The sequence below is a fragment of the Microbacterium hominis NBRC 15708 genome, from assembly GCF_001592125.1.
Taxonomy (GTDB): domain Bacteria; phylum Actinomycetota; class Actinomycetes; order Actinomycetales; family Microbacteriaceae; genus Microbacterium; species Microbacterium hominis.
The window spans coordinates 76,742-101,472 of the sequence record NZ_BCWI01000009.1 but is presented as its reverse complement, the minus strand read 5'-3'; the positions used below and the strand labels follow the sequence as shown (position 1 = coordinate 101,472).

Sequence of the window (24,731 nt, the reverse complement as noted above, 5' to 3'; positions counted from 1 at the left end):
CGTTCTCTTCTCTCGATCACACGACCGCGGTCATGCCGCCGTCGACGAACAGGTTCTGCCCGCTCACGAAGTCGCTCGCCGCGGAGGCCAGGAACACGAGCGGACCGCGCAGCTCCGACACCCGACCCCAGCGCCCCGCCGGCGTGCGCTGCGACACCCAGGCCGTGAACTCGGCGTCGGCCACGAGCGCCGCGTTCATCTCGGTCGCGAAGTAGCCCGGCGACAGCGTGTTGACCTGGATGCCGTGGCCGGCGAGGTCGGCGGCCATGCCCCGGGTGAGCTGGGCGATCCCGCCCTTGCTGGCCGAGTACGGGGCGATCGTCCGCCGGGCCAGGGCCGACTGCACGGAGGCGATGTTGATGATCTTGCCCGAGCCGCGCGCGATCATGCCGGGAGCCACGAAACGCGAGACGTAGAACGCGCTCGAGAGGTTCGTGGCGATCACGTCGTCCCAGTCCGACACCGAGAACTCGGCGAACGGGGCGCGGCGCTGGATGCCGGCGTTGTTGACCAGGATGTCGGGGACGCCGACGCGCGCCGTCAGCTCGGCGATCGCCGCTTCGACGGCCGCGGCATCCGTCACGTCGAAGACGACCGTCTCCGCGCGCGCGCCGGTCCGCTCGGCCAGCAGGTCGGCGCTGGCGTCGACCGTCGCGCGATCGCGGCCGTGCACCACGACCCGCGCCCCGGCATCGGCCAGGCCTGCGGCGAGACTCTGTCCGAGGCCGCGCGACGACCCGGTGACGAGGGCGAGCCGGCCGGTGAGGTCGAAGAGCTCAGACAAGGGACACCGCCCCGAAGATCACGAGGACGAAGGCGAAGCCGACGACCGATTCCAGCGCCTGCTGCACGGTCCAGGTCTTCAGCGTCGTCTTCACGTCCATGCCCATCAGCCTCCCGACGAGCCAGAAGCCCGAGTCGTTGACGTGGCCGGCGAAGACCGACCCGGCGGCCGTCGCCAGGACGACGCAGGCGACCTGCAGGGGGCTGAAGCCGGCGGCGAGGACCGCGGGCGAGACCAGGCCCGCGGCCGTGACCAGGGCCACCGTCGCCGAGCCCTGGGCGACGCGCAGGACGACCGCGATGAGGTAGGCGGCGAAGATGACCGGGATGCCGATCGAGGCGAGCGAGTCGGACAGCGCGGTGCCGATGCCGGAGGCCCGCAGCACGCCGCCGAACATGCCGCCGGCGCCGGTGATGAGCACGACGGAGCAGATGGGCCCGAGGGCGGAGTCGACGATCTTCTCGAGCGCCGTCCCGTGCACACCCCGGCGGGTGCCGAGCACGAACAGGGCGACGAGCACGGAGATGAGCAGGGCGATCTGGCTGGTGCCGATCAGGCGCAGCGCCTGCACCCAGACGAGCGTGCCGTCCACGACCCCGGCCGACACGAGCGCCGACATGCCCGTGTTGAGCAGGATCAGCACGAGCGGGATCGCGAGCACCCCGATGACGGTGCCCGCCTTGGGCGGGTTGGTCGGCTCGACGTCGCGGCCGCCGAAGAGGTCGACGATCGCCAGCGGGATGCGCTTGTCGGTGAACTTCGCCCACAGGTAGCCGGTGAGGTACCACGTCGGCAGCGCGACGACGAGACCGATGAGGAGGACGAGCCCGAGATTCGCTCCGTACGTCTCACTGGCCGTGATGGGCCCCGGGTGCGGCGGCACGAAGACGTGCATGACCGAGAACGCGGCGGCGGCGCTGATGCCGTAGAGCAGCATGTGCTTGCCGCCGATGCGTCGTCCGACGGCGAAGATCACCGGGAGCATCACGATGAGTCCCGCGTCGAAGAACATCGGGAATCCCATGATGAGCGAGGCCACGCCGAGGGCGAACGCGGCCCGTTTCTCACCGAAGACGGACACCATCTTCTCGGCCAGCACGCGCGCACCGCCCGAGGTCTCCACGAGCGCGCCCAGCATGGCGCCGAGACCCACGAGCAGCGCGACGGCGCCGACGGTGCCGCTGAAGCTGTCGATGAGCACCTTGCCCACGCTGTCGATCGGGATGCCGGTGACGAGCGCCGTGAGCAGCGAGACGAGCACGAGCACGAGGAAGGCGTGCATCCTCGCTCCGATGATGAGGACGAGGATCAGGGCGATCGCGCCGGCCGCGATGAGCAGCAGGGGCACGGCGCCCAGGGTCTGTGTCCAGTCTTGCATGGGGCTTCTCCGATGAATCGTCCATGCGCCGGGGTCGTTCCCGGCGGCGTCACCACGCTGACACAAAAGTAGTACTTATTGCAACCCATTGATCATACTTTTTCCCGGCGACCCCTCCTCCGAGGCGCACCCGCACCGGTAGCGTGGGCCGGGACAGAAGGACACCGATGCCCCCCACGACCCCGACCGCGTCGCACGCGCACATCGTCGAGACCCTCGGCCGCCGTATCGCCGGCGGCGAGCTCAGCCCCGGCACGGGCATGACCGTCGCAGCGTTGGAGCAGGAGTTCGCGGCCTCCCGCACCGTCGTGCGGGAAGCGGTGCGCGTGCTCGAGGCCCACGGGTTCCTGCGCTCCCGACGCCGGGTCGGCCTGGTCGTGCGCCCGCGGGAGGAATGGGACAGTCTCGATGCGAACGTCATCGAGTGGAGCCTCGACGGTCCGCGCCGCCGCGACGTGCTGGTCGAGCTGACCGAGCTGCGCATCGCCGTGGAGCCGATCGCCGCCCGGGTGGCGGCGGAGCGCGGCAGCGATGCCGACCGCGCGCGGCTCCTGGAGCTGGCCGTGCGGTTGAGCGAGCTCGGCGCCGAGGGACTCGGAGACTCCGACGAGTACCTCGAGGTCGACATCGCCTACCACTCGCTGCTGCTGCAGGCCGGCGGCAATCCGCTCTTCGGCAAGCTCAGCGCGCCGATCGCCGAGATCCTGCGCGGACGCGCCGTGCGCGGCCTCACCCCCGGCATGCCGCGCGTGGGGACGCTGGAAGCGCACGTGGCGACGGCCCGGGCGATCACCCTCCGCGACGGGGCGACGGCCGAGGCCTCGGCGCGCGAGCACCTCACGCTCGTCTCCCGCGAGGTCGCTCACCTCTGACCGGGACGCCGCCCTCACGCGGTCGGCGTCGTGAGGCGCACCGCGCCCACCACGACATCCATCCGCTGACCCGGTCTCACCTCGCCGGCACTGAACGGCGCCCCCATCATCACGACGTCGCCGGGGCCGAGCGGCGTCCACGACGCCACGTAGGCCAGGCAGTCGCGGATCGGGACCGGCAGGGCCGCGGCATCCGTCTCGGCGACCGCCGCGCCGTCGATCTCGAGACGCAGCGCGACGCGGTCGATGTCGGCCGCGGTGTCGATCCACGGGCCGAGCGGCGTGTACCCGATGCCCGACTTGGACTCGAAGTTGCGCACGTCCACCGTCGCACGATCGGGACTGGACAGATCGTTCACGGCCGTCACGCCCAGCACATAGCGCTCCGCCGTCTGCGCGGTGAGACCGGCGGTGTCGCGGCCGATCACGACCGCGATCTCGCCTTCCGCGACCGTACGGCCCGCGTCGCGGCGCAGGCGGACCGCGACGCCGGAGGCGACCACCGTGCGGGGGCTCTTCAGCCACGCCTGGACGGGCGCGACGTGATCGGGACCGTTCTGCGCGATGCCGACGAGCACCCCCGGGTCGGCCGGGGCCAGCAGCACGGCGTCCCCTCGCGGCGCGCCGGTGTCGACCGGGAGCGTCCCCGACGCGAAGGCCGCGAACGGCGAGCCGATCGGGACCGGACCGTCGGGACTCCACCGCACATCGACGATCTCCCCTCCGATGCGGGCGCGACCGATCAGCACGGGAACTCCCCCGCGAACTCCCCCGCGACCTCCCCCGGGCGCGCGGACCGCGTCACCAGCGGACCGTCCGGATCGTCACGGTCGTGGAGGACACGCCCTCCCCCGACTCGTCGCGCGACACCTTCACGGCGTCGTCCAGGCGCGTGAGGTCTCGCCGCAGCGTCTCCGGGACGAGGAAGGTGGAGGCCGTGGTGATGAGGGCCAGTGTCGCCATGTAGATGCCGAGGAGCACCCAGTTGCCGCCGCTGACGGCGATCAGGTAGGCACCCAGCACGCCGGCCAGGCCGCCCGCGAGCACCGCGGACAGCTCGCGCGCCATCGCGACGCCGAGGTAGCGGTGGCGGTTGCCGAACAGCTCGGGCAGCATCGCGCACTGCGGTCCGAGCATGACGTTCACCCCGAAGCCGATGCCGACGGCGATCACCGCGATGGCGATCGCGTGGTTGCCGAGGGTGAGCAGCCACCAGGCGGGGAAGGCGTACGCGAGCAGGAACAGCGAGCCCATCCGGTAGACGGTGCGCCGTCCCATCCGATCCGACAGGGCGCCCGACAGCGGGACGGTGAAGATGCCGATGAGCGAGCCCAGCGTGACGCCCCAGGTCAGCAGGCTCTTGTCGGCGTTGTGCCCGGCGACGGCGACGAAGAAGGTGAGCGCGAGGGTGTTGAACATGTACGAGCCGCCGTTCTCGGCCATCCGCAGACCGATGCCGACGATCACGCCGGGCAGGCCGTGGCCGAAGATCTCCCGCACCGGACGGTCGTTGATCTGCTCATGCTTCTCCAGCTCGACGAACGTCGGCGTCTCGCGAAGGCGCATGCGGATGAAGAGGGCGACGAGGATGAGGGCGAACGAGCACAGGAACGGGACGCGCCACCCCCACGTGAGCAGCTGGTCATCGGGCAGGAGGGTGATCAGACTGAAGACCACGGCGGCCAGCAGCGTGCCGGCCTGGATGCCGATGAAAGGCAGCGCCGAGAAGAAGCCGCGTCGGCGCACCGGGGCGTACTCCGCCATGAGCACGGTCGCGCCCGCCTGCTCGGCGCCGGCGCCGAAGCCCTGCAGAAGGCGCATGAGCACGAGGAGGGCCGGGGCCCACAGGCCGATCTGCGCATAGGTGGGCAGCAGCCCGATGGCGGTGGAGGCTCCGCCCATCAGGAGGATCGTGATGACGAGGACCCACTTGCGCCCGAGGCGGTCGCCGAGCACGCCGAAGAACAGGCCGCCGAACGGGCGGGCGACGAAGCCGACGCCGAAGGTCGCGAACGCCGCCACCGTCGCCATCGCCGGGTCGTCCTGCGAGAAGAAGAGCACGTTGAAGATCAGCGCGGTCGACAGCCCGTAGAGGGCGAAGTCGAAGTACTCGAGCGCGCTGCCGATGCTGGAGGCCAGCGTGGCCCGGCGAAGGTTCGCCGCGTACTCGGGGTCGTCGGCCGCACTCGCGGTGACGGGGGGTCGAAGCTCTGTCACTGCCATCTCCTTTGATCGGCACGGCTGGGCCGCGTGTGCGATCAGAGTATCAACCCAGTGGACATAGTTCAATATGTTGAACGCAGTCAGCGCGCAGAAGATCGCTTCCCGGGCCGGCGTGAGGTCGTCAGCCGCGACGTGCGGCCGCGCTGAACGGGTTCGTCAGCTGTCGCGCGACGTCGCGGAGCGCCGCGGCGACGGCGTCGACGTGCTCCGGCGTCGCCTCGGCGACGGGGATGCCGACACCGATCGCGAGCTGCGGGTCGCCCGGCGCCCACCCCTCGAGCGGGACGGCGACGCCCACGATGCCCGGGAACGACTCCTCGGCGTCGAGTGCCCACCCGCGCTCGCGCGCCTCGACGAGCCGGCTCAGCAGCCCCGCCAGATCGCGCGTCGAGTTCTGCGTCACCGGGGGGAAGACCGCGTCCCGCCCGACGAGGGCCGTCACCTCGGCATCCGTCAGCGTGGAGAGCATCGCCCGCCCCGTCGCACTGAGGGCCGCGGGCAGCCGCGAGCCCAACGGGGTCCCGATGCGCAGCGACCGCGACCCCTCGTGCCGGGCGATGTAGAGGGCGTCGGCACCGTCGAGGATCGCGATCTGCACGAGCTCGCCGGCGAGCACCGGCGAGGCGTCGCAGATGTCATAGAACTCCCGCACCTGGTTGAACTGCGCGGCGAAGGCGCCGCCCAGCTCGGCGGTGCGCAGTCCGAGGCGGTACCCCTGGGCACCGCGCTCGATCATGCGCGCCGCCTCCAGCGCGAGGCAGAGGTTCGCGGTCGACGATTTCGCCAGCCCCAGCCCCCCGGCGATCTCGGTGAGGTTGAGCGGTCGGCGCGCCTCGGCCAGAAGCTCCAGCAGGCGGATGCTGCGGGTCACGGCGGGCGCAGGGTCGCGTCCGGCGCGGTCATCGAGGTCGTCGCTCATGGTCCTCCTTCGCGCGGAGTCCGCCGGCACGCGCGGACGTCAGTAGAACTCGACCGTATCGACAACCGCGTGCATCGGCGCGCCATCGAGCAGCCGCGTCGCATCCGACGCGAACCGCCGCGCGATGCGCTCCTCCTCGCGACTGCTCAGTGCCGCCGTGTGGGGGCTCACCAGCACGCGCGGGTGCGACCAGAGCGGGGACTCGCGCGGAAGGGGCTCGACCTCGAACACGTCGAGAGCCGCGAAGGCGACCGTGCCGTCGTCGAGCGCTGCCAGCAGCGCACGCTCGTCGATGACGCTGCCGCGCCCGACGCTGGCCAGGAGGAGTCCGGGGCGCGCGGCGGCGAAGATGCGCGCGTCGATGAGGTGGTGCGTCTGCTCCGTTCCGGGAAGGGTGACGACGACGGCATCCGCCTGCGCCACCGCGTCGGCGAGCTCGTCGAGCGGCACGAGCCGATCGACGCCGGCGACGGGCTCTCCCGAGCGCGTCGTCCCCCAGACACGCGCACCGAGCGCGTGGAAGCGCTCCGCGCAGGCGGAGCCGATGCCCCCCAGCCCGACGACGAGCACGGTGAGCTCGTCCAGGTGGCGCATCTCCCAGCGCGCCGACGGCCATTCCCGCGCGGCCTGGTCGCGCTGCAGCCGCGGCAGGTCCTTCGCCCCGGCGAGGATGCCGAAGACGGCGAACTCGGCCAGCGCCGCACCGTGGACGCCCGCGGTGGTGCTGAAGACGATCCGCTCCAGCGCCTCGGGCGCCAGCTGCGCCGCGCGCACCTGCGCACCGCCGCCGGCGGCGGTGGTCATCACCCAGCGCAGACGCGGATTGGCGGCGACGGTGCGCGCCAGGGCCGCCGGCTCGACGTCGGGGATGCCGAACAGCGCGTCGGCCGAGTCCACCATGCGCTCGTAGCGCTCCTGCTGGGCCGGCGTGCGCCGGAAGGACGGATCGCCCGACCAGTCGGCCGGCCCGCGCATCGGGGGGACCAGCTCGTGATCGCGCACCAGCTGCACGCGCGGCTCGAGCGCTTCGATGAGGCGGCAGAGCTCCTCCCGCAGCGGCACGGCGGCGACGGCGCGCAGCGACGGGGCCGTCGGGGACCCCGCATCGGGGGACGGGGTGATCTCCATCGACGTGTCCGACATGCGTGATCCCTTCATCGGGTGGGCGTGATCACCACTCTATCGCACGTCCACTTTGTTGAACATTGTCCATCCTGTTGGACAGCCGCTATCGTGGCCTCCATGACCCTTCCTCTCGATGACGAGAACGTCCGCCTCGGCGTGATCGGTGTGGGCGCGATGGGAGCGCCGATGGCGCGTCGCCTGCTGCACGCCCGCGGATCCCTGAGCGTGTTCACGCGATCCCCGCGCCCCGACCTCGAGGCCGGCGGTGCCACGCTCGTCGCGACACCGCGCGAGCTCGCGGCCCGCAGCAACGCGATCCTCGTGATGCTCCCCGACCTCCCCGAGCTGGAAGCCGTCCTGGACGGCGAGGACGGGCTGCTCGCCGGCGCGGACGGACTGCTGCTGATGATCGGCTCGACCTCGTCGCCGACCGGCGTGCGCGCGCTCGCCGAGCGGCTCCATCGGACCAGCGGCGGGGCGGTCCGGGTCGTGGACTGTCCCGTCTCCGGCGGGGCGGACGGCGCGGAAGACGGCACCCTGTCCATCATGATCGGCGGCGCCGGCGACGACGCGGCCCGCGCGGCGGCGCTCCTGGCTCCGTGCGGGCGCGCCGTGCATCTCGGACCGCTGGGCGCCGGCGAGGTCGCCAAGGCGTGCAACCAGCTCGTCGTCGCGGCGACCATCACGGCGCTCGGCGAGGCGACCGAGCTCGCCGCGCGGTCGGGGCTGGATCTGGACGCCCTGTGGGCGCTCCTGTCCGGCGGCTACGCGGGCTCGAACCTCCTCACCAGCCGGCGGCACCGACTGGTATCCGGCGACGACTCCCCCTCCGGCGCCGCCAAATACATGGTGAAGGATCTCGGCTTCGCCGCCGACGTGGCCGGGGCCACCGGCATCCACCCCGCTCTGCTGCCCGCCCTGCGCGACATCTTCGACGAGATCGTCGCGGAGGGACTCGGCGACCGGGACATCTCGGTGACGCGTCGGCTCACCGCCCGTCGTCATGCTGCGCCGACGACCCCCGCGGCGGACTACGCTGACTTGTGAATCCCCGACTGATCCCTGAGGAGTTCGACGTGCCCGAACAGACCGCTGCCGAGACCACCACGCCCGTGTCGCCCACGGCCAACATCGGAGTCGTCGGGCTCGCGGTGATGGGCTCGAACCTCGCCCGCAACCTCGCCTCGCGCGAGGGCAACACCGTCGCCGTCTTCAACCGGTCGCGTTCCAAGACCGATGAGCTCGTCGCCGAGCACCCCGAAGCCGGCTTCGTGCCCGCCTTCTCCTACGAGGAGTTCGCCGCCAGCCTGCAGAAGCCGCGCACGGCGCTGATCATGGTCAAGGCCGGCGGCCCGACCGATGCGGTCATCGACGAGCTGATGAACGTCTTCGAGCCCGGCGACATCATCATCGACGGCGGCAACGCCCTGTTCACCGACACCATCCGTCGCGAGAAGGCCGTGCGCGAGCGCGGGTTCAACTTCGTCGGCATGGGCGTCTCGGGCGGTGAGGAGGGCGCCCTCCTCGGCCCGTCGCTCATGCCCGGCGGTCCCGACGAGGCGTGGGTCACGCTCGGCCCCATCCTCCGCTCCATCGCGGCGGTCGCCGAGGGCGAGCCGTGCGTCACCCACATCGGTCACGACGGCGCCGGCCACTTCGTGAAGATGGTGCACAACGGCATCGAGTACGCCGACATGCAGCTCATCGCCGAGGCCTACGACCTCATCCGTCGCGCGACCGGCAAGACCCCCGCCGAGATCGCCGACGTGTTCGCGCAGTGGAACACCGGCGAGCTCGAGAGCTACCTCATCGAGATCACGGCCGAGGTGCTGCGCCAGGTGGATGCCGAGACCGGTGCGCCGCTGGTGGATGTCATCCTCGACCAGGCCGGCGCCAAGGGCACCGGCGGCTGGACCGTGCAGACGGCGATCGACCTCGGTGTGCCCGTCTCGGGCATCGCCGAGGCGGTGTTCGCCCGGTCGCTGTCGAGCCACCCCGAGCAGCGCTCGATCTCCGGAGGCCTTCCGGGACCGGACGACGACGGCGCCGCGCCCCTGAGCGGCGCGGAGGCCGACGCGTTCATCGAGCAGGTGCGCCTGGCCCTCTACGCCTCGAAGATCGTCGCCTACTCGCAGGGCTTCGATGAGATCCGCGCCGGCGCCGCGCACTACGACTGGTCGATCGACCTCGGCGCGGTCAGCAAGATCTGGCGCGCCGGCTGCATCATCCGCGCCCAGTTCCTCAACCGCATCGCCGACGCCTACGCCGCCGAGCCCGACCTCGCGGTGCTCCTGACGGCGCCGTACTTCGTCGACGCGCTCACCCGCGCCCAGGATGCCTGGCGCACCATCGTGGCGCGGGCCGCCGCCGCCGGCATCCCGGCGCCGGCGTTCTCGTCGTCGCTCGCGTACTACGACGGCCTGCGCGCACAGCGTCTGCCGGCGGCGCTCATCCAGGGCCAGCGCGACTTCTTCGGAGCGCACACCTACAAGCGCATCGACAAGCCCGGCACCTTCCACACGCTGTGGTCCGGCGACCGCACCGAGGTCGAGGCCGAAGACACCCACTGAGGCGGGCGACGCGGCTGAGCGGGGCGTTTCGACCCGCTGCGCGCGCTCAACGACCGGGACGGCAACCACCGGTCGTTGAGCGCGCGGCGCAGCCGTGAGCCGAAACGCCTAGAGCCAGTCCTTCTTCTTGAAGACCACGTAGAGCCCCGCGCTCACGGCCGCCATCAGCCCGAGGGCGAACGGATACCCCCAGGGCCACGCCAGCTCCGGCATGTGCTGGAAGTTCATGCCGTAGATGCCGGCGACGAGCGTCGGCGCGAAGCCGATCGCCGCCCACGACGAGATCTTCTTGACCTGGTCGTTCTGCTCGATGCTCCGGCGCGTCATCTCGCTCATCTGATCGTTGCGACGCTGGTCGACGAGCGTCGCGTGGATCGTCAGCGCGTTGTCGAGGGTCTCGCGGAACGCCGCGACCCTCGCGTCGATGTACCGGGCCCGGTCGGCGAGCTCGCGGTAGCCGGGTGCCTCGCCGTTCGGCGTCCGAAGGGCGACGTAGTGCTCGAGTCGGTCCATGATGGCCGGCAGCGGCGCCGTCGCGTGTCGCAGGTCGATCACCTCGCGCTGCAGGGCGAAGATGCGCCGGGACACGCCCTCGTCCTCGCCGAACAGCTCCTCCTCGATCTCGTCGATGTCGTGCTCGATGCCGTCCATCACGTCGCGGTAGCCCCGGGTGACGTACTCGAAGGTCCCCCAGAGCACGCCCAGCGGTCCGCGCGCGGCGATGTCGGGATGCTCGTCGAGTAGCGCGCGCAGCCGGTCGACGTCGACCGCGCCGTCGCCGGAGATCACGACGAAGAAGTCGGCGCCCACGAAGAGGTCCACCTCTCGGCACTGCACCGTCTCGGTGGTGTCGTCGTACTGGGAGGGCTGGACGACGACGTACAGATGCTCGCCGAAGCGCTCCAGCTTCGACCGCTGATGCGTGCGGAGGGCCGTGGCGACGCCGAGGCGCTCCAGGTGGAGCACCTCGGCGAGCTCGTGCACGTCGTCGTCGGTCGGCGCGGTCAGCCCGATCCACAGCATCCCGCCGCGCCGGCGCGCCTCGGCGAGCGCCTCGGCCGGGGAGGCATCGATCGGGTGGGCGATGCCGCCGTCGTAGACGACGCACTGGGGCTGGGCCATGAGAGCCACCCTAGGCCCCGCCCCGGTGCGTCGCGCGTCAGCGGCTGATGTCGCGGACGGTCCCCTTCTCCAGGCGCAGCCGACGGCGTGCGCGCTTCGCGACCGCGGAGTCGTGCGTCACCATGACCAGGGTCAGCCCCTCCGCATTGAGCTGCTCGAGCACCACGAGGATCTCGTCGCGCATGTGCTCGTCGAGATTGCCCGTGGGCTCGTCCGCGAGCAGCACGCGGGGGCGCTTCGCGATGGCGCGCGCGATCGCGACGCGCTGCTGCTGGCCGCCCGACAGCTCACCCGGGCGGTGGGCGCCGCGGTCGGACAGCCCCACGTGGTCGAGCGCCTCGGCGACCCGCACGTCGCGCTCGGCCCGGTCGAGTCCGAGCGGTTCGAGGCCCATCGCGACGTTCTCCGCTGCGGTCAGCGTCGGGATGAGGTTGAACGCCTGGAACACGAAGCCGATCTCGTGCGCGCGCAGGCGCTCGAGGTCCGCGCCGGATGCCGAGGCCAGGTCGGTCTCGCCGATGACGACGCTCCCGGTGGTCGGCGTGTCGAGCGCCCCCAGCAGCTGCAGGAGGGTCGACTTCCCGCCCCCGGTCGGGCCCTGGATGGTCACGAACTCGCCGGTGGGGATCTCGAGGTCGACGCCCCGGAGCGCCTGGACCTCGCGCCCCTTCTGTCGGTAGGTCTTCGTGACGGCGGTCAGCCGGTAGGCGGGCGCGCCGGCGGGGTCGGCGGCGCTCCCGACGGTCGGGTCGATGAGGGTCATGTCGGAGCTCTCTTCGTTACGGGGGTCGGTGGGGTGGGATGCTGTGGCGTTCACGAGACGGCTCGCAGTGCCTCGGCGGGGCTCAGGCGGGCCGCGCGCCATCCGCCGAAGGCACCGGCGACGAGGCCGCCGGCCACGGCGAGGCCGAGTGCGAGCGCGATGATCCAGACCGAGAGGGGCGCGTGCAGGACGATGTCGGTGGCGGTCTGTGCGAGCTGACCGAACCCGCCCTGGCCTCCTCCCGGGGCCTGTCCCATGCCGCCGGGGCCTCGCCCGCCCGTCGTTGTCGCGGGCGTGGAGGAGATCGTGGGCGCGATGACGTTGATGATGACCACGCCGATCAAGCCGAGCACGACACCGGCGATACCGCCGATCAGCGCCTGCACCATCGACTCCCCCGCGACCTGGCCGACGACGCGCGAGTTGGACCAGCCGATCGCCTTGAGCGTTCCCAGCTCACGCGTACGACGCGAGATGCCGGAGATCGTGAACAGCACGGCCAGGGCGACGGCGACGGCGAGCACGATGATCGACAGCCACGTCCCGAGGCTCGTGATGAGCGAGCTCGCGCTCGTCAGGGAGCCGGAGACGGTCGAGGCGAGCTCGGACTGCGAGCTCACGGTCGCGTCCGGCAGCACGGCGGCCAGCGCCGTCTGCACGTCGGCGATGCGATCGCTGGAGGTCGCCTGGACGTACACCGTCGACACCACGTCGCCCGCGCCGGACAGCGTCTGGGCCACGTCGAGGGGGATGTAGACGTTCGCCGCCGTGTCGGCCGACGAGGAGGCGGACGCCACGATGCCGACGACCTCGAAGCTCGTGCCGCCGATGTCGATCGTGCCGCCGACGGCGACGTCCGCGGTCGCGGCGTAGGTGGCATCCAGCACCGCGACGTCGGAGCCGGCGTCGCTGGAGTCGAGGGCACGCCCGTCGCTCAGCGAGACCGCCGAGAGCGGTCCGACCGCCGTCGCGGACGGGTCGATGCCGAGCACCGTGAAGGAGTCGACGCCGAACGACCCGCCGCCGAAGCCGCCGCCGCCCTGGCCACCCTGGCCGCCCTGCCCCTGCTCGGGCATCGTCCCGGTGCCGTCGCCGGTGCCGGCGTCGGAGGGCGCCTGCGGCAGCTCGCCGCTGAAGGTCATGTTCGTCAGGCTGAGCGCACCCGTGGCGGCCGACACCCCGTCGACATCCGCCACCGTCTCCAGCACCGAGGCGTCCAGCGTGCTGCGTCCGAAGTCGGTGACCAGTCGCGACTGGCTGAGGGTCGTCGTGCCGTCGGTCCCGGTCTGACCGCCGCCCTCGCCGAAGTCGAAGCGGCCGCCGCTGCCGGGGCCGCCCGAGCCCGGCTCGGCCTGGGCGCCCGTGACGGTGAGGTCGGTGCCGACGCCGTACACCGACTGCAGCGCTTCGGCCTGCGCGTCCCGGATGCCCGCCGACAGCGCGTTGACCATGATCACCAGTGCGACGGCGACGGCGAGGCCGATGGCCACGATCGTCGTCTGCTTCTTCCGGCCGGACAGCTCGCGGCGCAGATATGTCCAATACATCGAGTCCCCTTCTGGCGCCCGCTGCGGTGTGCGCGGCCACGCCGACGCCTCGACGGTAAGAGGGGCGTCGATGTGCCGTCTCGGTCCGGGTTAGGCAGGAGCTATGAGTGCGGGCCGGCGATACACAGCAGGCTCATAGTGCTCGGCATAGGTTCCTCACAGGAGGGGCACGAGAATGAACCCATGACCGCTCTCGCCGCCGCTCCCACCCTCCACCGTCCCGACGGTTCGGCCCTCCGCGTGCTCGTCGTCGACGACGAGCAGATGCTCACCGACCTGCTGTCGATGGCGCTGCGGATGGAGGGCTGGGACGTCCGTACCGCCGGTTCCGGCTACGACGCGCTCTCCCAGGCACGCGAGTTCGACCCCGACGCGATGGTGCTCGACATCATGATGCCCGACCTGGACGGCATGTCGGTGCTGCAGCGGCTGCGGCACGCGGGCAACGACGTGCCCGTGCTCTTCCTCACCGCGAAGGATGCCGTGGCGGACCGCGTCGCGGGCCTCACCGCGGGCGGCGACGACTACGTGACCAAGCCCTTCAGCCTCGAAGAGGTGGTCGCACGTCTGCGCGGCCTCATGCGGCGAGCCGGCACGGCGACCGCCGGCACGGCCGACCCGATCCTCCGGGTGGGCGAGCTGACGCTCAACGAGGACTCGCACGAGGTCATGCGCGGCGACGCGGAGATCGAGCTGACCGCCACGGAGTTCGAGCTCCTGCGCTTCCTCATGCGCAACCAGCGGCGCGTCGTGTCGAAGGCGCAGATCCTCGACCGCGTCTGGAACTACGACTTCGGCGGTCGCTCGTCGGTCGTCGAGCTCTACATCTCCTACCTCCGCAAGAAGATCGACGCCGGACGCGAGCCGCTCATCCACACGGTCCGCGGCGTCGGCTACATGATCAAAGCCCCTCAGTGAGCGCCACGACCCCCTCATCCCCCGGGCGTCACGTGCGCCGGCGCTGGAGCCTGCAGACCCGCCTGATCACGGCCGTCGTCGGCATGGTGACCCTCATCCTCGCGATGATCGGCCTGGCCACGAGCGCGCTGCTCGGCAACATCCTGTCCGGTCAGCTCGACACCCAGGTGCGCGACGCCGCCGGCAGCGTGAGTGCGCAGCTGGTCGGTCCGCACTCCGACTACGGCTCGGTCGAGACGGCGCTGAGCGTCCTCCAGGACGCCCGCGTGCGCACCCCCGGCGTCCTGCTGGTCGTGCGCTCCCCCACTGCCCTCGACGGCGCCTACCTCGACGGCAACACCGTCAACCAGCTCACCGACGCCCAGGTGCAGCAGATCGTGACCGCCTTCGACACCTCTCCCGCGACGACCGCCACCGTCGACGACCTCGGCGCCTACCGGCTGTTCACCACCCGCGCCGGCAACAACTACGTCATCGCCGTCGGGCTGCCGCTGTCGTCCATCAGCTCGACGATCGCCCAGATCCTCACGACCGTCGCCCTGGTCACGACGGGCGGCCTGCTCCTGCTGGCGGCGGTCATCGCGATCGTGATCCGACACTCGCTGCGACCGCTGCGCGCCGTCGCGGCGACCGCCACCCGGGTGGCGGCCCAGCGACTGGACTCGGGCGACGTGACCATCACGGAGCGCGTCCCGGCGACCGAGGCCGATGCGAGCGACGAGATCGGTCGGGTCGGCGCGGCGTTGAACTCGCTGCTCGATCACGTCGACGTCTCGCTGACCGCGCGCCAGCGCAACGAGGAGCGCATGCGCGCCTTCGTCGCCGACGCGAGCCATGAGCTGCGCACCCCGCTCGCCGCTATCCGCGGGTACTCCGAGCTGTCGCTGCGCTCTCTGCGGACGGTCCAGGCGGCCGGCGACGCCGCGACCGCGACGCAGGTCGCCGTCAGCGCCGAACAGTCGGAGCACAGCCTGGAGCGCATCCAGTCGGCGTCTCTGCGGATGACGGCCCTGGTCGAGGATCTCCTGCTGCTCGCGCGCCTGGACGAGGGCAAGGAGCTCGTCTACGGCGCGGTCGATCTGACACGTGTCGTGCTGGACGGCGTCGCCGACGCGCAGGTGGCCGGTCCCGAGCACCAGTGGCAGCTCGATGCCACGGAGGAACCCGTGGTCGTCGCCGGCGACGCCATGCGCCTGCACCAGGTGATCGCGAACCTCCTGACCAACGCGCGCGTCCACACCCCCGCCGGCACCACCGTCACCGCATCCATCGCGCTCGTCGACGGCGAGGCCGTCGTGCAGGTCGCCGACGACGGCCCTGGCATCGCCCCGGAGATCGCGGGAGAGCTGTTCGAGAGGTTCTCGCGCGCCGACACCTCACGCGCCCGGCAGACGGGCGGGACGGGGCTGGGACTCTCGATCGCGCAGGCGATCGTGACGGCCCATCACGGCACGATCACGGTCGACAGCGTGCCGGGCCGGACGGTGTTCGAGGTGCGCCTGCCGGCGCGGCCCGCCACCCCCGGGGCGGAGGGCGCCTCGACCGCCGTCGACGCCGCCTGACGGCGACATCCGCGAGCGGCGGCCGGCATCCCGGTTCGCCTCCTCACGGTCACGACTGGTTGACTTAGTGCGTGGATCTCGAGCGGTGCCGTGCGGCTGATGTCGAGGCGCTGACGGCCTTCCTCACAGCGGTGGACCTCACGCTGAGCGGACTGGACGCACCGAGCGTGCGATTGTGGCTCGAACGCGACGGGACGGGTGCGATCGTCGGCAGCGTCGGCTACGAGATCAGCGGCGACGGCCGTCATGCGCTGATCCGCAGCGTCGCCGTCGGCCCGACGCGGCGTTCCCGTGGTCGCGGCACCGCGCTGGCGCGCTTCGCGCTCGAGCGTGCCGTCGCGGAGGGCGCCCGGAGGGCGTGGCTCTTCAGCCGCCGGTCGGGCCCGTTCTGGCAGAGCCTGGGCTTCGAGCCGACCGACCGCGACGAGCTCGTCGCGACGTTCGCGGACACCCATCAGGTGCGTATGTTCCAGCAGACCGGACGGCTGAGCCGAGAGGTCGCCTGGTCGCGCCCGCTCGCCGCGGGCTGACCCGCGCGCGGGCGGCTCACGTACCCGCCCGAGACGGGGCGGCCGGCTCGCGGCCGGGGCTCAGTAGCCGGAGAAGGCGTCCGTCGTCAGGGAGCGCGCCTTCTCGAGCGCGGGCGCGAGATCGGCGATGAGACGCGGCGGCCCCGAGATGTAGGCATGCCGCGCAGCGAGGTCGGGAACCACCTCGAGCAGGCCGTCGGCGTCGAGTCGGACGCCGCGTGCCCAGCGCCAGTGCGGCGGCAGGGTGGAGGGCTCGTTGCGCGTGAAGACGATCACGGGGATGCCGGCATCCTCCAGGTCGCTGCGGAACGCGAGCTCCTCGGCATCCGAGGCGACGTAGACGAAGACGACGTCGCGGTCCTCGCCGGACAGGCGCAGGTGACGCAGCTGGGACACGAACGGCGTCACGCCGATGCCCGCGGCGACCATCAGGACGGGGGCGGACGGCCGCGCCGGCAGGACGAAATCGCCCCAGACGCCGGTGACGGCGAGCCTCTGGCCGGGCTCGACGAGGGCGAGCGCCTTCTTGTAGCTGGACTGCGATCCCTCCCGCAGTGCGATGCGCACCTCCGGGAGCTCTTCGGGGGCGGAGACGATGCTGAACTCCCGCCGGGTGCCGCGCGCGTCGGGGCGCGGGTGCGGCACCTCGAGCTCGAGGTACTGCCCCGACACGAAGCGGAAGCGCCGCTCGGCACGGAACGAGAGCTCGCGCACCGTCGGCGTCAGCGCCACGCGGTCCTGGAACGTGAGGCGGACGGCCGTGCGGGCGGCGAAGGCGAACGCGAGGAGGTTGCCGATGAGCAGCGCGCGCTCCTGGCCGAGGCTGACGTCGCCGATGTCGATGGGCCAGCCGGCCAGCACGCCCACGAGCGCCGCCACGGCGAACTGCTGCCAGCGACGGGGCGGGAGGGTGAGCGGCTCGGACAGCATGAAGGCGCCGAGGAACAGGAACGGCGACGACCACAGGATGTTCCAGAAGACGGTGCCGGTGTCGAGGGCGAGTCCCGCCTGCTGATACTGCACCGATGTGCGCACGAACGCGACCGCGACCGCGATCAGCAGGAACAGCGTGATGATGCGCACCTTCTCGGTGCGCACGAGCACCACCAGTCCGAGCAGGATCACCGGGCCGGCGAGGAACGGGGATCCCACCCACCAGGCCGAGGCGCCGAGGTCCGGAAGCCAGACGCTGAGGATCGTGAGGACGGTGGCGCCGACGGCGGCCGGGTTGAAGATGTGTCGCCCCTGCCACACCAGAAGGTACTTGGATGCCGAGGCCACCACGCCCGCCACGACGACGCCCACGAGTCCCAGCGGCTCGACGGTGGGCCGGAGCACGAACAGCAGGATGAGCGCGGTGATGAGGGAAGACTCCCAGCGCCAGTCCTTGCCGAGGAAGCGGTGCGCGACGGCATCCGTGCCCGCACACGCCAGCGCGAGGACGGCGACGGTGGCCAGCAGCTCCCACGGCGACGGCCCCACCGCGCCGAACAACGACAGCACGAACGAGATCGCCGCGAGCACCGCCAGGGCGAGCACGACCAGTCGGTACATGGAGACGCGGCCGAGCACCGCGAGGGTGCGGTTCCAGGCGGCGGTCAGCGAGGTCATCACAGGAACAACTCTGCCTTACTGTCGGGCGACCACTCCACGCGGCCGTCGGTGGTCATGCGGACCCACGCGACGCCGTGGGCATGGGCGAAACGCGGTCCGCCATCGAAGAAGAGCGCGGTCGCCGCGGCATCCGCGGTCATCGCGTCGGGCGCCACCGCCCACGTGGCGGCGATCGTCCGCACCGGCTCCCCCGTGCGGGCGTCCAGGACGTGGTGCAGGCCGCCGCCGTCCGCACCCGGCCACGCGCGGCGCTGCGTCGCCGACGCGCACAGGGCCGCATCCATCACCTGCCACACGCCGATCGCACGCGCCGCGTCGAAGGGATGCTCCAGGGCGATGGTCTCGCTGCCGCGGAGGGCGATGTCGCCGCCCGCGTCGACCGTGACGTCTCCGTCGGTGCGGGGGGCGAGGGTCGCGAGCACCAGATCGACCAGGCGTCCCTTCCCGAGCGCCCCGACGTCGATCGTGGCGGCCTCCCGCAGCGTCAGGGTCCCGTCGGTCCACGTCAGCAGTTCCCGCCAGCGTGCCGGCGCCGACTGCGCGCCGCGATCGACGAGGCCGTAGCGGGCGTCGTATCCGCGGCGCGCGAGCGCGTCGCCCACGAGGGGGTTGACCGCCCCTTCGGTGGACTCGCTGAGTGCGCCGTACAGCTCGAGCATCGCGGCGGCGTCGGCGGGAGCCGGGATCGCGCCGGGCTCCGACGCGAGGGGCGCGATCCGCGCATCCGGACGGAACCGTGACCAGGTCCGGTCGAAGTCGTCGATGAGCGCGCTCACCGCGGTGCGGAGAGCCGGTGCGAGCGGCGCCGACGTGTCGATCCGCCACCGCGTGCCGATCGCCTCGAACTCCCACCGGGCCCGCTCGAGCATGTCGCCTCCGCGCGGCGGCGTCGCCGTCACGCCTTCGCTTCGGACTTGATCTCCGCGATGGCCGTGTTGAACCCGCCGCTCGTGAGCGACGATCCCGCGACGCGCGACACCGAGATCTCGTCGATGTTCTTGCCGACGACCTCGCTGCTGATCCCGCCGATGAACTGGCTCTGGTACTGCTCCGACTCGCGCTTGGTGGGGTTGCCCGACACCTCGACGCTCGTGATGACGTCGTCGGCCAGGGTGACGGTGACCGAGATGGTCTCGACGGACTCGGGGGTCGAGTAGGAGCCGTCCGCGGTGTACGTGCCGTCCTTATAGACGCTGGTGGACGCGGTCGACTCCGCCGCGGCGGTCGACGAGGGCGTCGCGGATGCCGTGGCGGCGGTCGTCTTCTCCGGCGTGGAGCTGGCCGTCGCGTCGGCCGTCGTCGTGGCCGAGCAGCCCGCGAGGGCGACCATGCCGAGGACGGACGCGGCGGCGGCGCCGGCGCGGACGGAACGGGGTACGGCGGTGGTGCGGATCATGATGGTCCTCCTTCTGTCGTGCCCTGCCGCTTCAGATGCACGGGGGCGCATCGCGGTGGCAGTTCCACGGTAGCGGGGGCCGGGTTGGCGTCTGCCAGGCGTTGCCTATGCATTCGCATTGAAAGACGCGCGCGCTCAGCGCACCGCCGCGACGTCCGGGCCCGACCGACGCCGCAGCGCCTTGAGCCCTTCCACCGCGAAGAACACCGCGACCGACATGCCGACCGGGAGGATCCAGCCCACCGCATCCAGGGGTTCGGAGCCGAACAGCCCATTGAGGAACGGCAGGTAGGTGTAGAGCACCTGGAGCACGATGAGAGCGAGCGCCGACCACCAGATGACCGGGTTGCCGCGCAGGACGTCCACCGTGAGGCTCGATCGCCCGAGGAAGCGGCAGTTGAGCAGGAACGCCAGCTGACCGAACGCGAGCATCGCGACGGCCTCCGTGCGCGCGACGTCGACGTCCGAGCCGCGCGCGAGCGAGAGGGCGAACACCGCGAGCGTCGCGCCGCCGATCAGCAGCGACACCGAGAGCACGAAACCGAGCTCTCGGGCCGACACGATGGATCCGCCCGTGGCGCGCGGCGGACGGGTCATGATCCCGCGCTCGGCCGGCTCGTAGGCGAGCGCGAGCGACAGGGTGACGGCGGTCACCATGTTCACCCACAGCACCTGGACGGGTGTCAGCGGGAGGGTCAGGCCGAACAGCACGGCGACGAGGATCACCAGCGACTGCGCGCCGTTGGTCGGCAGCAGGAAGACGACCGACTTGCGGAGGTTGTCGTAGATGCGCCGTCCCTCGGCGATGGCGCTGCGGATCGTCGCGAAGTTGTCGTCGGCCAGGACGATCTCGGCGGCCTCCTTCGTCGCCTCGGTGCCCTTGATGCCCATCGCGATGCCGACGTCGGCACGGGTGAGCGCGGGAGCGTCGTTGACGCCGTCGCCGGTCATCGCGACGACCTCGCCGTGCGACTGCAGGGCGCGGACGATACGGATCTTGTGCTCGGGACTCGTGCGGGCGAACACGTCGACCCCGCGCACGACGACCTTCAGCTGCTCCTGGCTGAGCGCCTCCAGCTCGGCGCCGGTCAGCACCGGGGCGTCCTCGTCGGCGACCAGACCCATCTCGCGGCTGATCGCACGGGCGGTGCCGGCGTGGTCACCGGTGATCATCTTCACGCGGATGCCGGCGGCATGGCAGTCGGCGATGGCGGCGATGGCCTCGGGACGCGGCGGGTCGACGATGCCCCACAGCCCGAGGAGCTCCAGGTCCTGGAGGTCGTCGACCTCGACAGTGGTGGCGCGGGTGGGCTTGCGTGCGGCGGCGAGCACGCGCAGGCCCTGCCCGCTGAGCTCGTCGACCGCCCGCTCCCAGAAGCCGCGGTCGAGCGGCTCCGAGCCGTCGGCCCCGCGCTGGGTCAGCGCGCGGTCCAGGAGGCGGTCGGGCGCGCCCTTGACCAGGATCGCGCGCGAGCCGTCAGCGCTCTCGTTGAGGGTCGCCATGAACTTGTGGGCCGAGTCGAAGGGCACGACGCCGATACGGCGCGTGCCGGCGGTGTCCACTCCCCCCTTCATCGCGACGACCTTCAGCGCGCCCTCGGTGGGCTCTCCGACCAGCGCCCAGCCGGCGGCGCCGGCCCGCTCGGCATCCGCTCCCGCGGAGACGCGCTCGAGGGATGCGTCGTTGCACAGGTCGGCGACGGCGAGGAGGGCCGCGAGATCGGCGCCGCCGGCCGGCGCGATGTCGCCGGCGGGGTCGTAGCCGAGGCCGGACACCTCGTAGCGTGCGACGGGCGTGACGATCGTGCGGACGGTCATCTCGTTCTTGGTGAGCGTGCCGGTCTTGTCGGAGCACACGGTGGTCACCGACCCGAGGGCCTCCACCGCGGGGAGCTTGCGCGTGATCGCGTGGCGCCGCGCCATCTGCTGCACGCCGATCGCCAGCGTGATGGTGACGAGGGCGGGCAGGCCCTCGGGGATCGCGGCGACGGCGAAGCCGATGGTCGCCGACACCAGCTCGGGCAGCGGCATCTGGTGGAGGTAGCGGCCGATGACCATCATCGTCAGCGCCATGCCCAGGATCACCAGCGTGAGCTTGCGGCCGAAGGCGTTCAGCTGGGTGGTGAGCGGCGTGTCGAGCGATCCGGCGTCGCCGACGAGCGCCTGGATCTTGCCGATCTCGGTGGACGAGCCCGTGCCCGTCACGATGCCGAGGCCCTGTCCGGCCGTCACGATGGTCCCGGAGAAGGCCATCGACGAGCGGTCGCCCACGCCGGCGTCGCCGGCGACGGGGGCGCGGTCCTTCGACGACGACACCGACTCGCCGGTCAGCGCCGCCTCGTCGATCCGCAGCTGGGTCGCCTCCGCCAGCCGCACGTCGGCGGGGACCTTGTCGCCCGGCATGAGTCGCACGAGATCGCCCGGCACGAGATCGGCCGCCGGCACCGTCGCCCACCGGCCGTCGCGACGCACGGTCGCATCGGACGAGAGCATGCCGCGGATGCCCGCCAAGGCCTTCTCGGCGCGCCCCTCCTGCACGTAGCCGATGACGGCGTTGATGATCGCGACCGCCATGATCACCCAGAAGTCCAGCCAGTCGCCCATCACCGCCTTGATGGCGGCGGCGGCGAGCAGGATGTAGATGAGGGTGTCGTTGAAATGCGACAGGAAACGGAGCCACGCGGGGGTCCGCTGGGGCTCGGGCAGGAGGTTCGGCCCGACGACATCGAGTCGCGACGTCGCTTCGGACGTGGTCAGGCCGGCATCGTCGACGCGCAGCGCGCGCCGCACCTCGTCGACCTCACGTGCGTGCGGGCCTGCGACGGTGAACTCGGCGTCGACGGTGGGAAGGGTCATAGCGCGATCCTAGAAGGTGCGCGCCCGACTCGCCGTCCGCGCGGCGGGGGAAAACACGGCGGATGCCGACTCAGGCAGCGCCGTCGAACATGCTCGTGACGGAGCCGTCCTCGAAGACCTCCTTGATCGCGCGCGCGAGCAGCGGGGCGATCGGCAGGATCGTCAGTCCCGGGAAACGCTTCTCGGGGGGCAGCGGGATCGTGTCGGTGACGACGACCTCGTCGATGGCGGCATCCTGCAGGCGCTGCGTGGCGGGGTCGCTGAACACGGCGTGCGTGGCGGCGACGATGACGCGCTCGGCGCCGTTCGCCTTGAGCGCCTGCGCGGCCTTCACGATCGTCCCGCCGGTGTCGATCATGTCGTCCACCAGCAGGCAGACGCGACCCTCGACATGTCCGACGATCTCGTTGACCGTCACCTGGTTGGCCACGTTCGGATCGCGCCGCTTGTGGATGATCGCCAGCGGCGCCCCCAGCGAGTCCGACCACTGGTCGGCGACGCGCACACGTCCCGTGTCGGGCGAGACGACGGTCAGCTTCTCGCGGTCCTCCGGCGACAGGCTCTTCTGGAAGTAGTCGAGCAGCACGGGCTTGGCGAACAGGTGGTCGACGGGACCGTCGAAGAAGCCCTGGATCTGCGCGGCGTGCAGGTCGACGCTCATGACCCGGTCGGCACCCGCCGTCTTCAGCAGGTCGGCGACGAGACGGGCGCTGATCGGCTCGCGGCCGCGTCCCTTCTTGTCCTGGCGCGAGTACGGATAGTAGGGCGCGACGACCGTGATGCGCTTGGCGGATGCCCGCTTGGCGGCATCCAGCATGATCAGCAGCTCCATGAGCCACTCGTTCACGGGAGGCCCGAAGGACTGGATGATGAACGCGTCGCATCCGCGGATCGACACCTCGAACCGCGTCAGGATCTCCCCCGACGCGAACGTGCGGTGCTCGGTCGGGACGAGCTCGGTGCCGAGGGCCGCGGCGACGTCGTGGGACAGGGTCGGGTGGGAGCTTCCGCTCGCGACGACCAGACGCTTCTTGGTCTTGGCGACGAGTCCCGGGGCGATCCCGCGCTCGACGTCCAGATCAACCGTGTGCTTCTTGCGCGCCATCGTCCGCTTCCTGTGCAGACCGGGACTGCGCGGCAGCTGCCGCCGCGGCCGTTCCCGGTCGGTGGTTCTCAACCCACCCCTCGACGTTGCGCTGAGGGGCAACGCTCAAGGCGAGGGCTCCGGGCGGGACATCCTTGCGGATCACCGCGCCGGCTCCGGTCTTGGCGCCGTCTCCGATCCTAACGGGCGCGACGAACACGTTGTGCGAGCCGGAGTGCACCTCGTCACCGATCTCGGTGCGGTGCTTGGCGATGTCGTCGTAGTTGGCCGTGATCGCGCCGGCGCCGAGGTTCACCCCGCGACCGATGGTCGTGTCGCCGATGTACGACAGGTGCGGCACCTTGCTGCCCTCGCCGATGGTGGAGTTCTTGGTCTCGACGAACGTGCCGATCTTGCCGCCGGCGGCCAGCACGGTGCCGGGTCGGAGGTAGGCGAAGGGGCCCACCGTGGCGCCCGCGCCGATCACGGCGAGCGTCGCGTCGGCGCGGCGCACGACCGCGTTCTCGCCGACCTCGCAGTCCTCCAGCGTCGTGTCCGGGCCGATCGTGGCGCCCGCGGCCACCGCCGTCGCCCGCAGGATGTGGGTGTTCGGCAGCACGGTGACGTCGGGGGCGAGGGTCGCCGTCACGTCGATCCACGTCGTCGCCGGGTCCTGGATGGTCGCGCCCTCGAGCTGCCAGCGGCGCACGGTGCGGGCGTTGAGCAGCCGCCCCGCCTCGGCGAGCTGGGCGCGATCGTTGACGCCGAGCGTGAGGGCGACGTCCGCCACGATCGAGGCGACCACCTGCTCCCCGGCGGCACGGGCGAGCCCGATGACGTCGGTGAGGTACTTCTCCCCCTGCGCGTTGTCGGTGCCCACGCCGGCCAGATGCCTGCGGAGGGCGGCGGAGCGGAAGACGTAGACGCCGGCGTTGATCTCGGTCACGGCCGCCTCGGCCGCCGTCGCGTCCTTCTGCTCGACGATGCGCTCGACGGTGCCGTCGGTCGCGCGGATGACGCGACCGTAGCCGGTCGCGTCGTCGAGCACCGCCGACAGCAGCGTCGCGCTGGCGCCCGAGTCGCGGTGATCGCGGACGAGGGCGCTGAGGGTCGGCGCGTCCAGCAGCGGGACGTCGCCCGAGAGCACCAGGACGTCGCCGTCGAAGGCCGGCACCGCGGCCAGCGCGACCTCGACCGCGCGGCCCGTCCCGGGCACCTCGTCCTGATCGACGACGACGACCTCGGGTGAGATGCCGGTGACGGCGTCGGCGACCAGGTCGCGCTCGTGCCGGACGACGACCAGCACGTGCGCGGCGGAGAGGTCGCGCGCCGTGTCGAGGACGTGGCCCACGAGCGGACGCCCGCCGATGCGATGCAGCACCTTCGGAAGCGCGGATCGCATGCGCGTCCCCTGCCCGGCGGCGAGGATCACGACGGCCAGGGACGCGTCCCACGTGTTCTCTGTCAT

Annotated in this window: 21 protein-coding genes; 6 read left to right on the top strand and 15 right to left on the bottom strand. The window is 71.7% G+C overall.

The features are described 5' to 3' along the window. Positions 1 to 16: 16 nt before the first annotated feature. Complete coding sequence (locus MHO01S_RS08965; protein WP_060959816.1) at positions 17 to 784, bottom strand: SDR family oxidoreductase; 768 nt, start codon at positions 782 to 784, stop codon at positions 17 to 19. Continuing rightward, positions 777 to 2,162: a GntP family permease gene (locus tag MHO01S_RS08960; RefSeq protein WP_060959817.1), complete on the bottom strand. Its 1,386-nt coding sequence runs from the start codon at positions 2,160 to 2,162 to the stop codon at positions 777 to 779. The genes MHO01S_RS08965 and MHO01S_RS08960 overlap by 8 nt, the downstream gene beginning before the upstream one ends. Positions 2,163 to 2,329: 167 nt before the next feature. Here MHO01S_RS08960 and MHO01S_RS08955 point away from each other — a divergent pair, with 167 nt between their 5' ends. Continuing rightward, on the top strand, positions 2,330 to 3,034 hold the full coding sequence (locus MHO01S_RS08955; protein ID WP_060959818.1) for a FadR/GntR family transcriptional regulator: 705 nt from the start codon (positions 2,330 to 2,332) through the stop codon (positions 3,032 to 3,034). A gap of 14 nt (positions 3,035 to 3,048) precedes the next feature. Here MHO01S_RS08955 and MHO01S_RS08950 read toward each other — a convergent pair whose 3' ends face one another. From MHO01S_RS08950 to MHO01S_RS08935, 4 genes are all read right to left on the bottom strand, one after another. Beyond that, entirely contained in the window at positions 3,049 to 3,783 is a 735-nt protein-coding gene (locus tag MHO01S_RS08950; protein WP_060959819.1) for a fumarylacetoacetate hydrolase family protein, read from the bottom strand. Between the two features lie 52 nt (positions 3,784 to 3,835). After that, positions 3,836 to 5,257: an MFS transporter gene (locus MHO01S_RS08945; RefSeq protein ID WP_060959820.1), complete on the bottom strand. Its 1,422-nt coding sequence runs from the start codon at positions 5,255 to 5,257 to the stop codon at positions 3,836 to 3,838. 121 nt (positions 5,258 to 5,378) lie between these two features. After that, a complete protein-coding gene (locus MHO01S_RS08940) occupies positions 5,379 to 6,176 on the bottom strand; it encodes an IclR family transcriptional regulator (RefSeq protein WP_061782180.1) in 798 nt (265 codons plus the stop codon). Between the two features lie 39 nt (positions 6,177 to 6,215). Further along, the gene (locus MHO01S_RS08935; protein WP_371836322.1) at positions 6,216 to 7,319 is read right to left on the bottom strand and encodes a D-2-hydroxyacid dehydrogenase; all 1,104 of its coding nucleotides are present in this window, start codon (positions 7,317 to 7,319) and stop codon (positions 6,216 to 6,218) included. Positions 7,320 to 7,418: 99 nt separating this feature from the next. Here MHO01S_RS08935 and MHO01S_RS08930 point away from each other — a divergent pair, with 99 nt between their 5' ends. Then, a complete protein-coding gene (locus tag MHO01S_RS08930) occupies positions 7,419 to 8,348 on the top strand; it encodes an NAD(P)-dependent oxidoreductase (protein ID WP_061782179.1) in 930 nt (309 codons plus the stop codon). 29 nt (positions 8,349 to 8,377) lie between these two features. Next, entirely contained in the window at positions 8,378 to 9,871 is a 1,494-nt protein-coding gene (gene gnd / locus MHO01S_RS08925; protein WP_060959848.1) for an NADP-dependent phosphogluconate dehydrogenase, read from the top strand. A gap of 108 nt (positions 9,872 to 9,979) precedes the next feature. Here gnd and MHO01S_RS08920 read toward each other — a convergent pair whose 3' ends face one another. Genes MHO01S_RS08920 through MHO01S_RS08910 form a run of 3 tightly spaced genes read right to left on the bottom strand, consistent with a single transcriptional unit; the run spans position 9,980 to position 13,303 of the window. Next, positions 9,980 to 10,993: a magnesium and cobalt transport protein CorA gene (locus MHO01S_RS08920; RefSeq protein WP_082734168.1), complete on the bottom strand. Its 1,014-nt coding sequence runs from the start codon at positions 10,991 to 10,993 to the stop codon at positions 9,980 to 9,982. Positions 10,994 to 11,030: 37 nt separating this feature from the next. Next, positions 11,031 to 11,756: an ABC transporter ATP-binding protein gene (locus tag MHO01S_RS08915; protein ID WP_060959823.1), complete on the bottom strand. Its 726-nt coding sequence runs from the start codon at positions 11,754 to 11,756 to the stop codon at positions 11,031 to 11,033. A gap of 50 nt (positions 11,757 to 11,806) precedes the next feature. Continuing rightward, positions 11,807 to 13,303 (bottom strand): ABC transporter permease, encoded by a 1,497-nt coding sequence (locus MHO01S_RS08910; RefSeq protein ID WP_061782178.1) that lies wholly within the window; start codon positions 13,301 to 13,303, stop codon positions 11,807 to 11,809. A 183-nt stretch (positions 13,304 to 13,486) separates the two neighbouring features. Between MHO01S_RS08910 and MHO01S_RS08905 the strand changes: the two genes are divergently transcribed. The 3 genes from MHO01S_RS08905 (at position 13,487) to MHO01S_RS08895 (ending at position 16,313) form a co-directional block, all read left to right on the top strand. After that, positions 13,487 to 14,221 carry a response regulator transcription factor gene (locus MHO01S_RS08905; RefSeq protein ID WP_060959825.1) on the top strand — a complete coding sequence of 245 codons (735 nt, stop codon included), beginning with the start codon at positions 13,487 to 13,489 and terminating at the stop codon, positions 14,219 to 14,221. A gap of 83 nt (positions 14,222 to 14,304) precedes the next feature. Beyond that, positions 14,305 to 15,783 carry a sensor histidine kinase gene (locus MHO01S_RS08900; protein WP_191009669.1) on the top strand — a complete coding sequence of 493 codons (1,479 nt, stop codon included), beginning with the start codon at positions 14,305 to 14,307 and terminating at the stop codon, positions 15,781 to 15,783. A 71-nt stretch (positions 15,784 to 15,854) separates the two neighbouring features. Further along, entirely contained in the window at positions 15,855 to 16,313 is a 459-nt protein-coding gene (locus MHO01S_RS08895) for a GNAT family N-acetyltransferase (protein WP_060959827.1), read from the top strand. Between the two features lie 60 nt (positions 16,314 to 16,373). On the opposite strand, the gene MHO01S_RS08890 is transcribed toward MHO01S_RS08895, so the two are convergent. From MHO01S_RS08890 to glmU, 6 genes are all read right to left on the bottom strand, one after another. Further along, complete coding sequence (locus MHO01S_RS08890) at positions 16,374 to 17,924, bottom strand: FAD-dependent oxidoreductase (RefSeq protein WP_060959828.1); 1,551 nt, start codon at positions 17,922 to 17,924, stop codon at positions 16,374 to 16,376. After that, complete coding sequence (locus MHO01S_RS08885) at positions 17,924 to 18,796, bottom strand: FAD:protein FMN transferase (protein ID WP_061782189.1); 873 nt, start codon at positions 18,794 to 18,796, stop codon at positions 17,924 to 17,926. The genes MHO01S_RS08890 and MHO01S_RS08885 overlap by 1 nt, the downstream gene beginning before the upstream one ends. A 26-nt stretch (positions 18,797 to 18,822) precedes the next feature. Continuing rightward, positions 18,823 to 19,323, bottom strand: coding sequence for an FMN-binding protein (locus MHO01S_RS08880; protein ID WP_060959829.1), 501 nt, complete (start codon positions 19,321 to 19,323; stop codon positions 18,823 to 18,825). Between the two features lie 135 nt (positions 19,324 to 19,458). Next, positions 19,459 to 22,179: an HAD-IC family P-type ATPase gene (locus tag MHO01S_RS08875; RefSeq protein ID WP_060959830.1), complete on the bottom strand. Its 2,721-nt coding sequence runs from the start codon at positions 22,177 to 22,179 to the stop codon at positions 19,459 to 19,461. A gap of 70 nt (positions 22,180 to 22,249) precedes the next feature. After that, on the bottom strand, positions 22,250 to 23,284 hold the full coding sequence (locus MHO01S_RS08870) for a ribose-phosphate diphosphokinase (protein ID WP_060959831.1): 1,035 nt from the start codon (positions 23,282 to 23,284) through the stop codon (positions 22,250 to 22,252). Next, positions 23,259 to 24,731 carry a bifunctional UDP-N-acetylglucosamine diphosphorylase/glucosamine-1-phosphate N-acetyltransferase GlmU gene (gene glmU, locus MHO01S_RS08865; RefSeq protein WP_060959832.1) on the bottom strand — a complete coding sequence of 491 codons (1,473 nt, stop codon included), beginning with the start codon at positions 24,729 to 24,731 and terminating at the stop codon, positions 23,259 to 23,261. The genes MHO01S_RS08870 and glmU overlap by 26 nt, the downstream gene beginning before the upstream one ends.

Bases quoted from the DNA above. Each gene is read 5' to 3' on its own strand.
- MHO01S_RS08930 (WP_061782179.1), top strand. From the start codon at position 7,419: ATGACCCTTCCTCTCGATGACGAGAACGTCCGCCTCGGCGTGATCGGT.
- MHO01S_RS08880 (WP_060959829.1), bottom strand. From the start codon at position 19,323: ATGATCCGCACCACCGCCGTACCCCGTTCCGTCCGCGCCGGCGCCGCC.
- MHO01S_RS08890 (WP_060959828.1), bottom strand. From the start codon at position 17,924: ATGACCTCGCTGACCGCCGCCTGGAACCGCACCCTCGCGGTGCTCGGC.
- MHO01S_RS08900 (WP_191009669.1), top strand. From the start codon at position 14,305: ATGGTGACCCTCATCCTCGCGATGATCGGCCTGGCCACGAGCGCGCTG.
- MHO01S_RS08875 (WP_060959830.1), bottom strand. From the start codon at position 22,179: ATGACCCTTCCCACCGTCGACGCCGAGTTCACCGTCGCAGGCCCGCAC.
- MHO01S_RS08915 (WP_060959823.1), bottom strand. From the start codon at position 11,756: ATGACCCTCATCGACCCGACCGTCGGGAGCGCCGCCGACCCCGCCGGC.
- MHO01S_RS08905 (WP_060959825.1), top strand. From the start codon at position 13,487: ATGACCGCTCTCGCCGCCGCTCCCACCCTCCACCGTCCCGACGGTTCG.
- MHO01S_RS08940 (WP_061782180.1), bottom strand. From the start codon at position 6,176: ATGAGCGACGACCTCGATGACCGCGCCGGACGCGACCCTGCGCCCGCC.
- MHO01S_RS08945 (WP_060959820.1), bottom strand. From the start codon at position 5,257: ATGGCAGTGACAGAGCTTCGACCCCCCGTCACCGCGAGTGCGGCCGAC.
- MHO01S_RS08910 (WP_061782178.1), bottom strand. From the start codon at position 13,303: ATGTATTGGACATATCTGCGCCGCGAGCTGTCCGGCCGGAAGAAGCAG.
- glmU (WP_060959832.1), bottom strand. From the start codon at position 24,731: ATGACAGAGAACACGTGGGACGCGTCCCTGGCCGTCGTGATCCTCGCC.
- MHO01S_RS08935 (WP_371836322.1), bottom strand. From the start codon at position 7,319: ATGTCGGACACGTCGATGGAGATCACCCCGTCCCCCGATGCGGGGTCC.
- MHO01S_RS08955 (WP_060959818.1), top strand. From the start codon at position 2,330: ATGCCCCCCACGACCCCGACCGCGTCGCACGCGCACATCGTCGAGACC.
- MHO01S_RS08870 (WP_060959831.1), bottom strand. From the start codon at position 23,284: ATGGCGCGCAAGAAGCACACGGTTGATCTGGACGTCGAGCGCGGGATC.
- MHO01S_RS08885 (WP_061782189.1), bottom strand. From the start codon at position 18,796: ATGCTCGAGCGGGCCCGGTGGGAGTTCGAGGCGATCGGCACGCGGTGG.
- MHO01S_RS08960 (WP_060959817.1), bottom strand. From the start codon at position 2,162: ATGCAAGACTGGACACAGACCCTGGGCGCCGTGCCCCTGCTGCTCATC.
- MHO01S_RS08920 (WP_082734168.1), bottom strand. From the start codon at position 10,993: ATGGCCCAGCCCCAGTGCGTCGTCTACGACGGCGGCATCGCCCACCCG.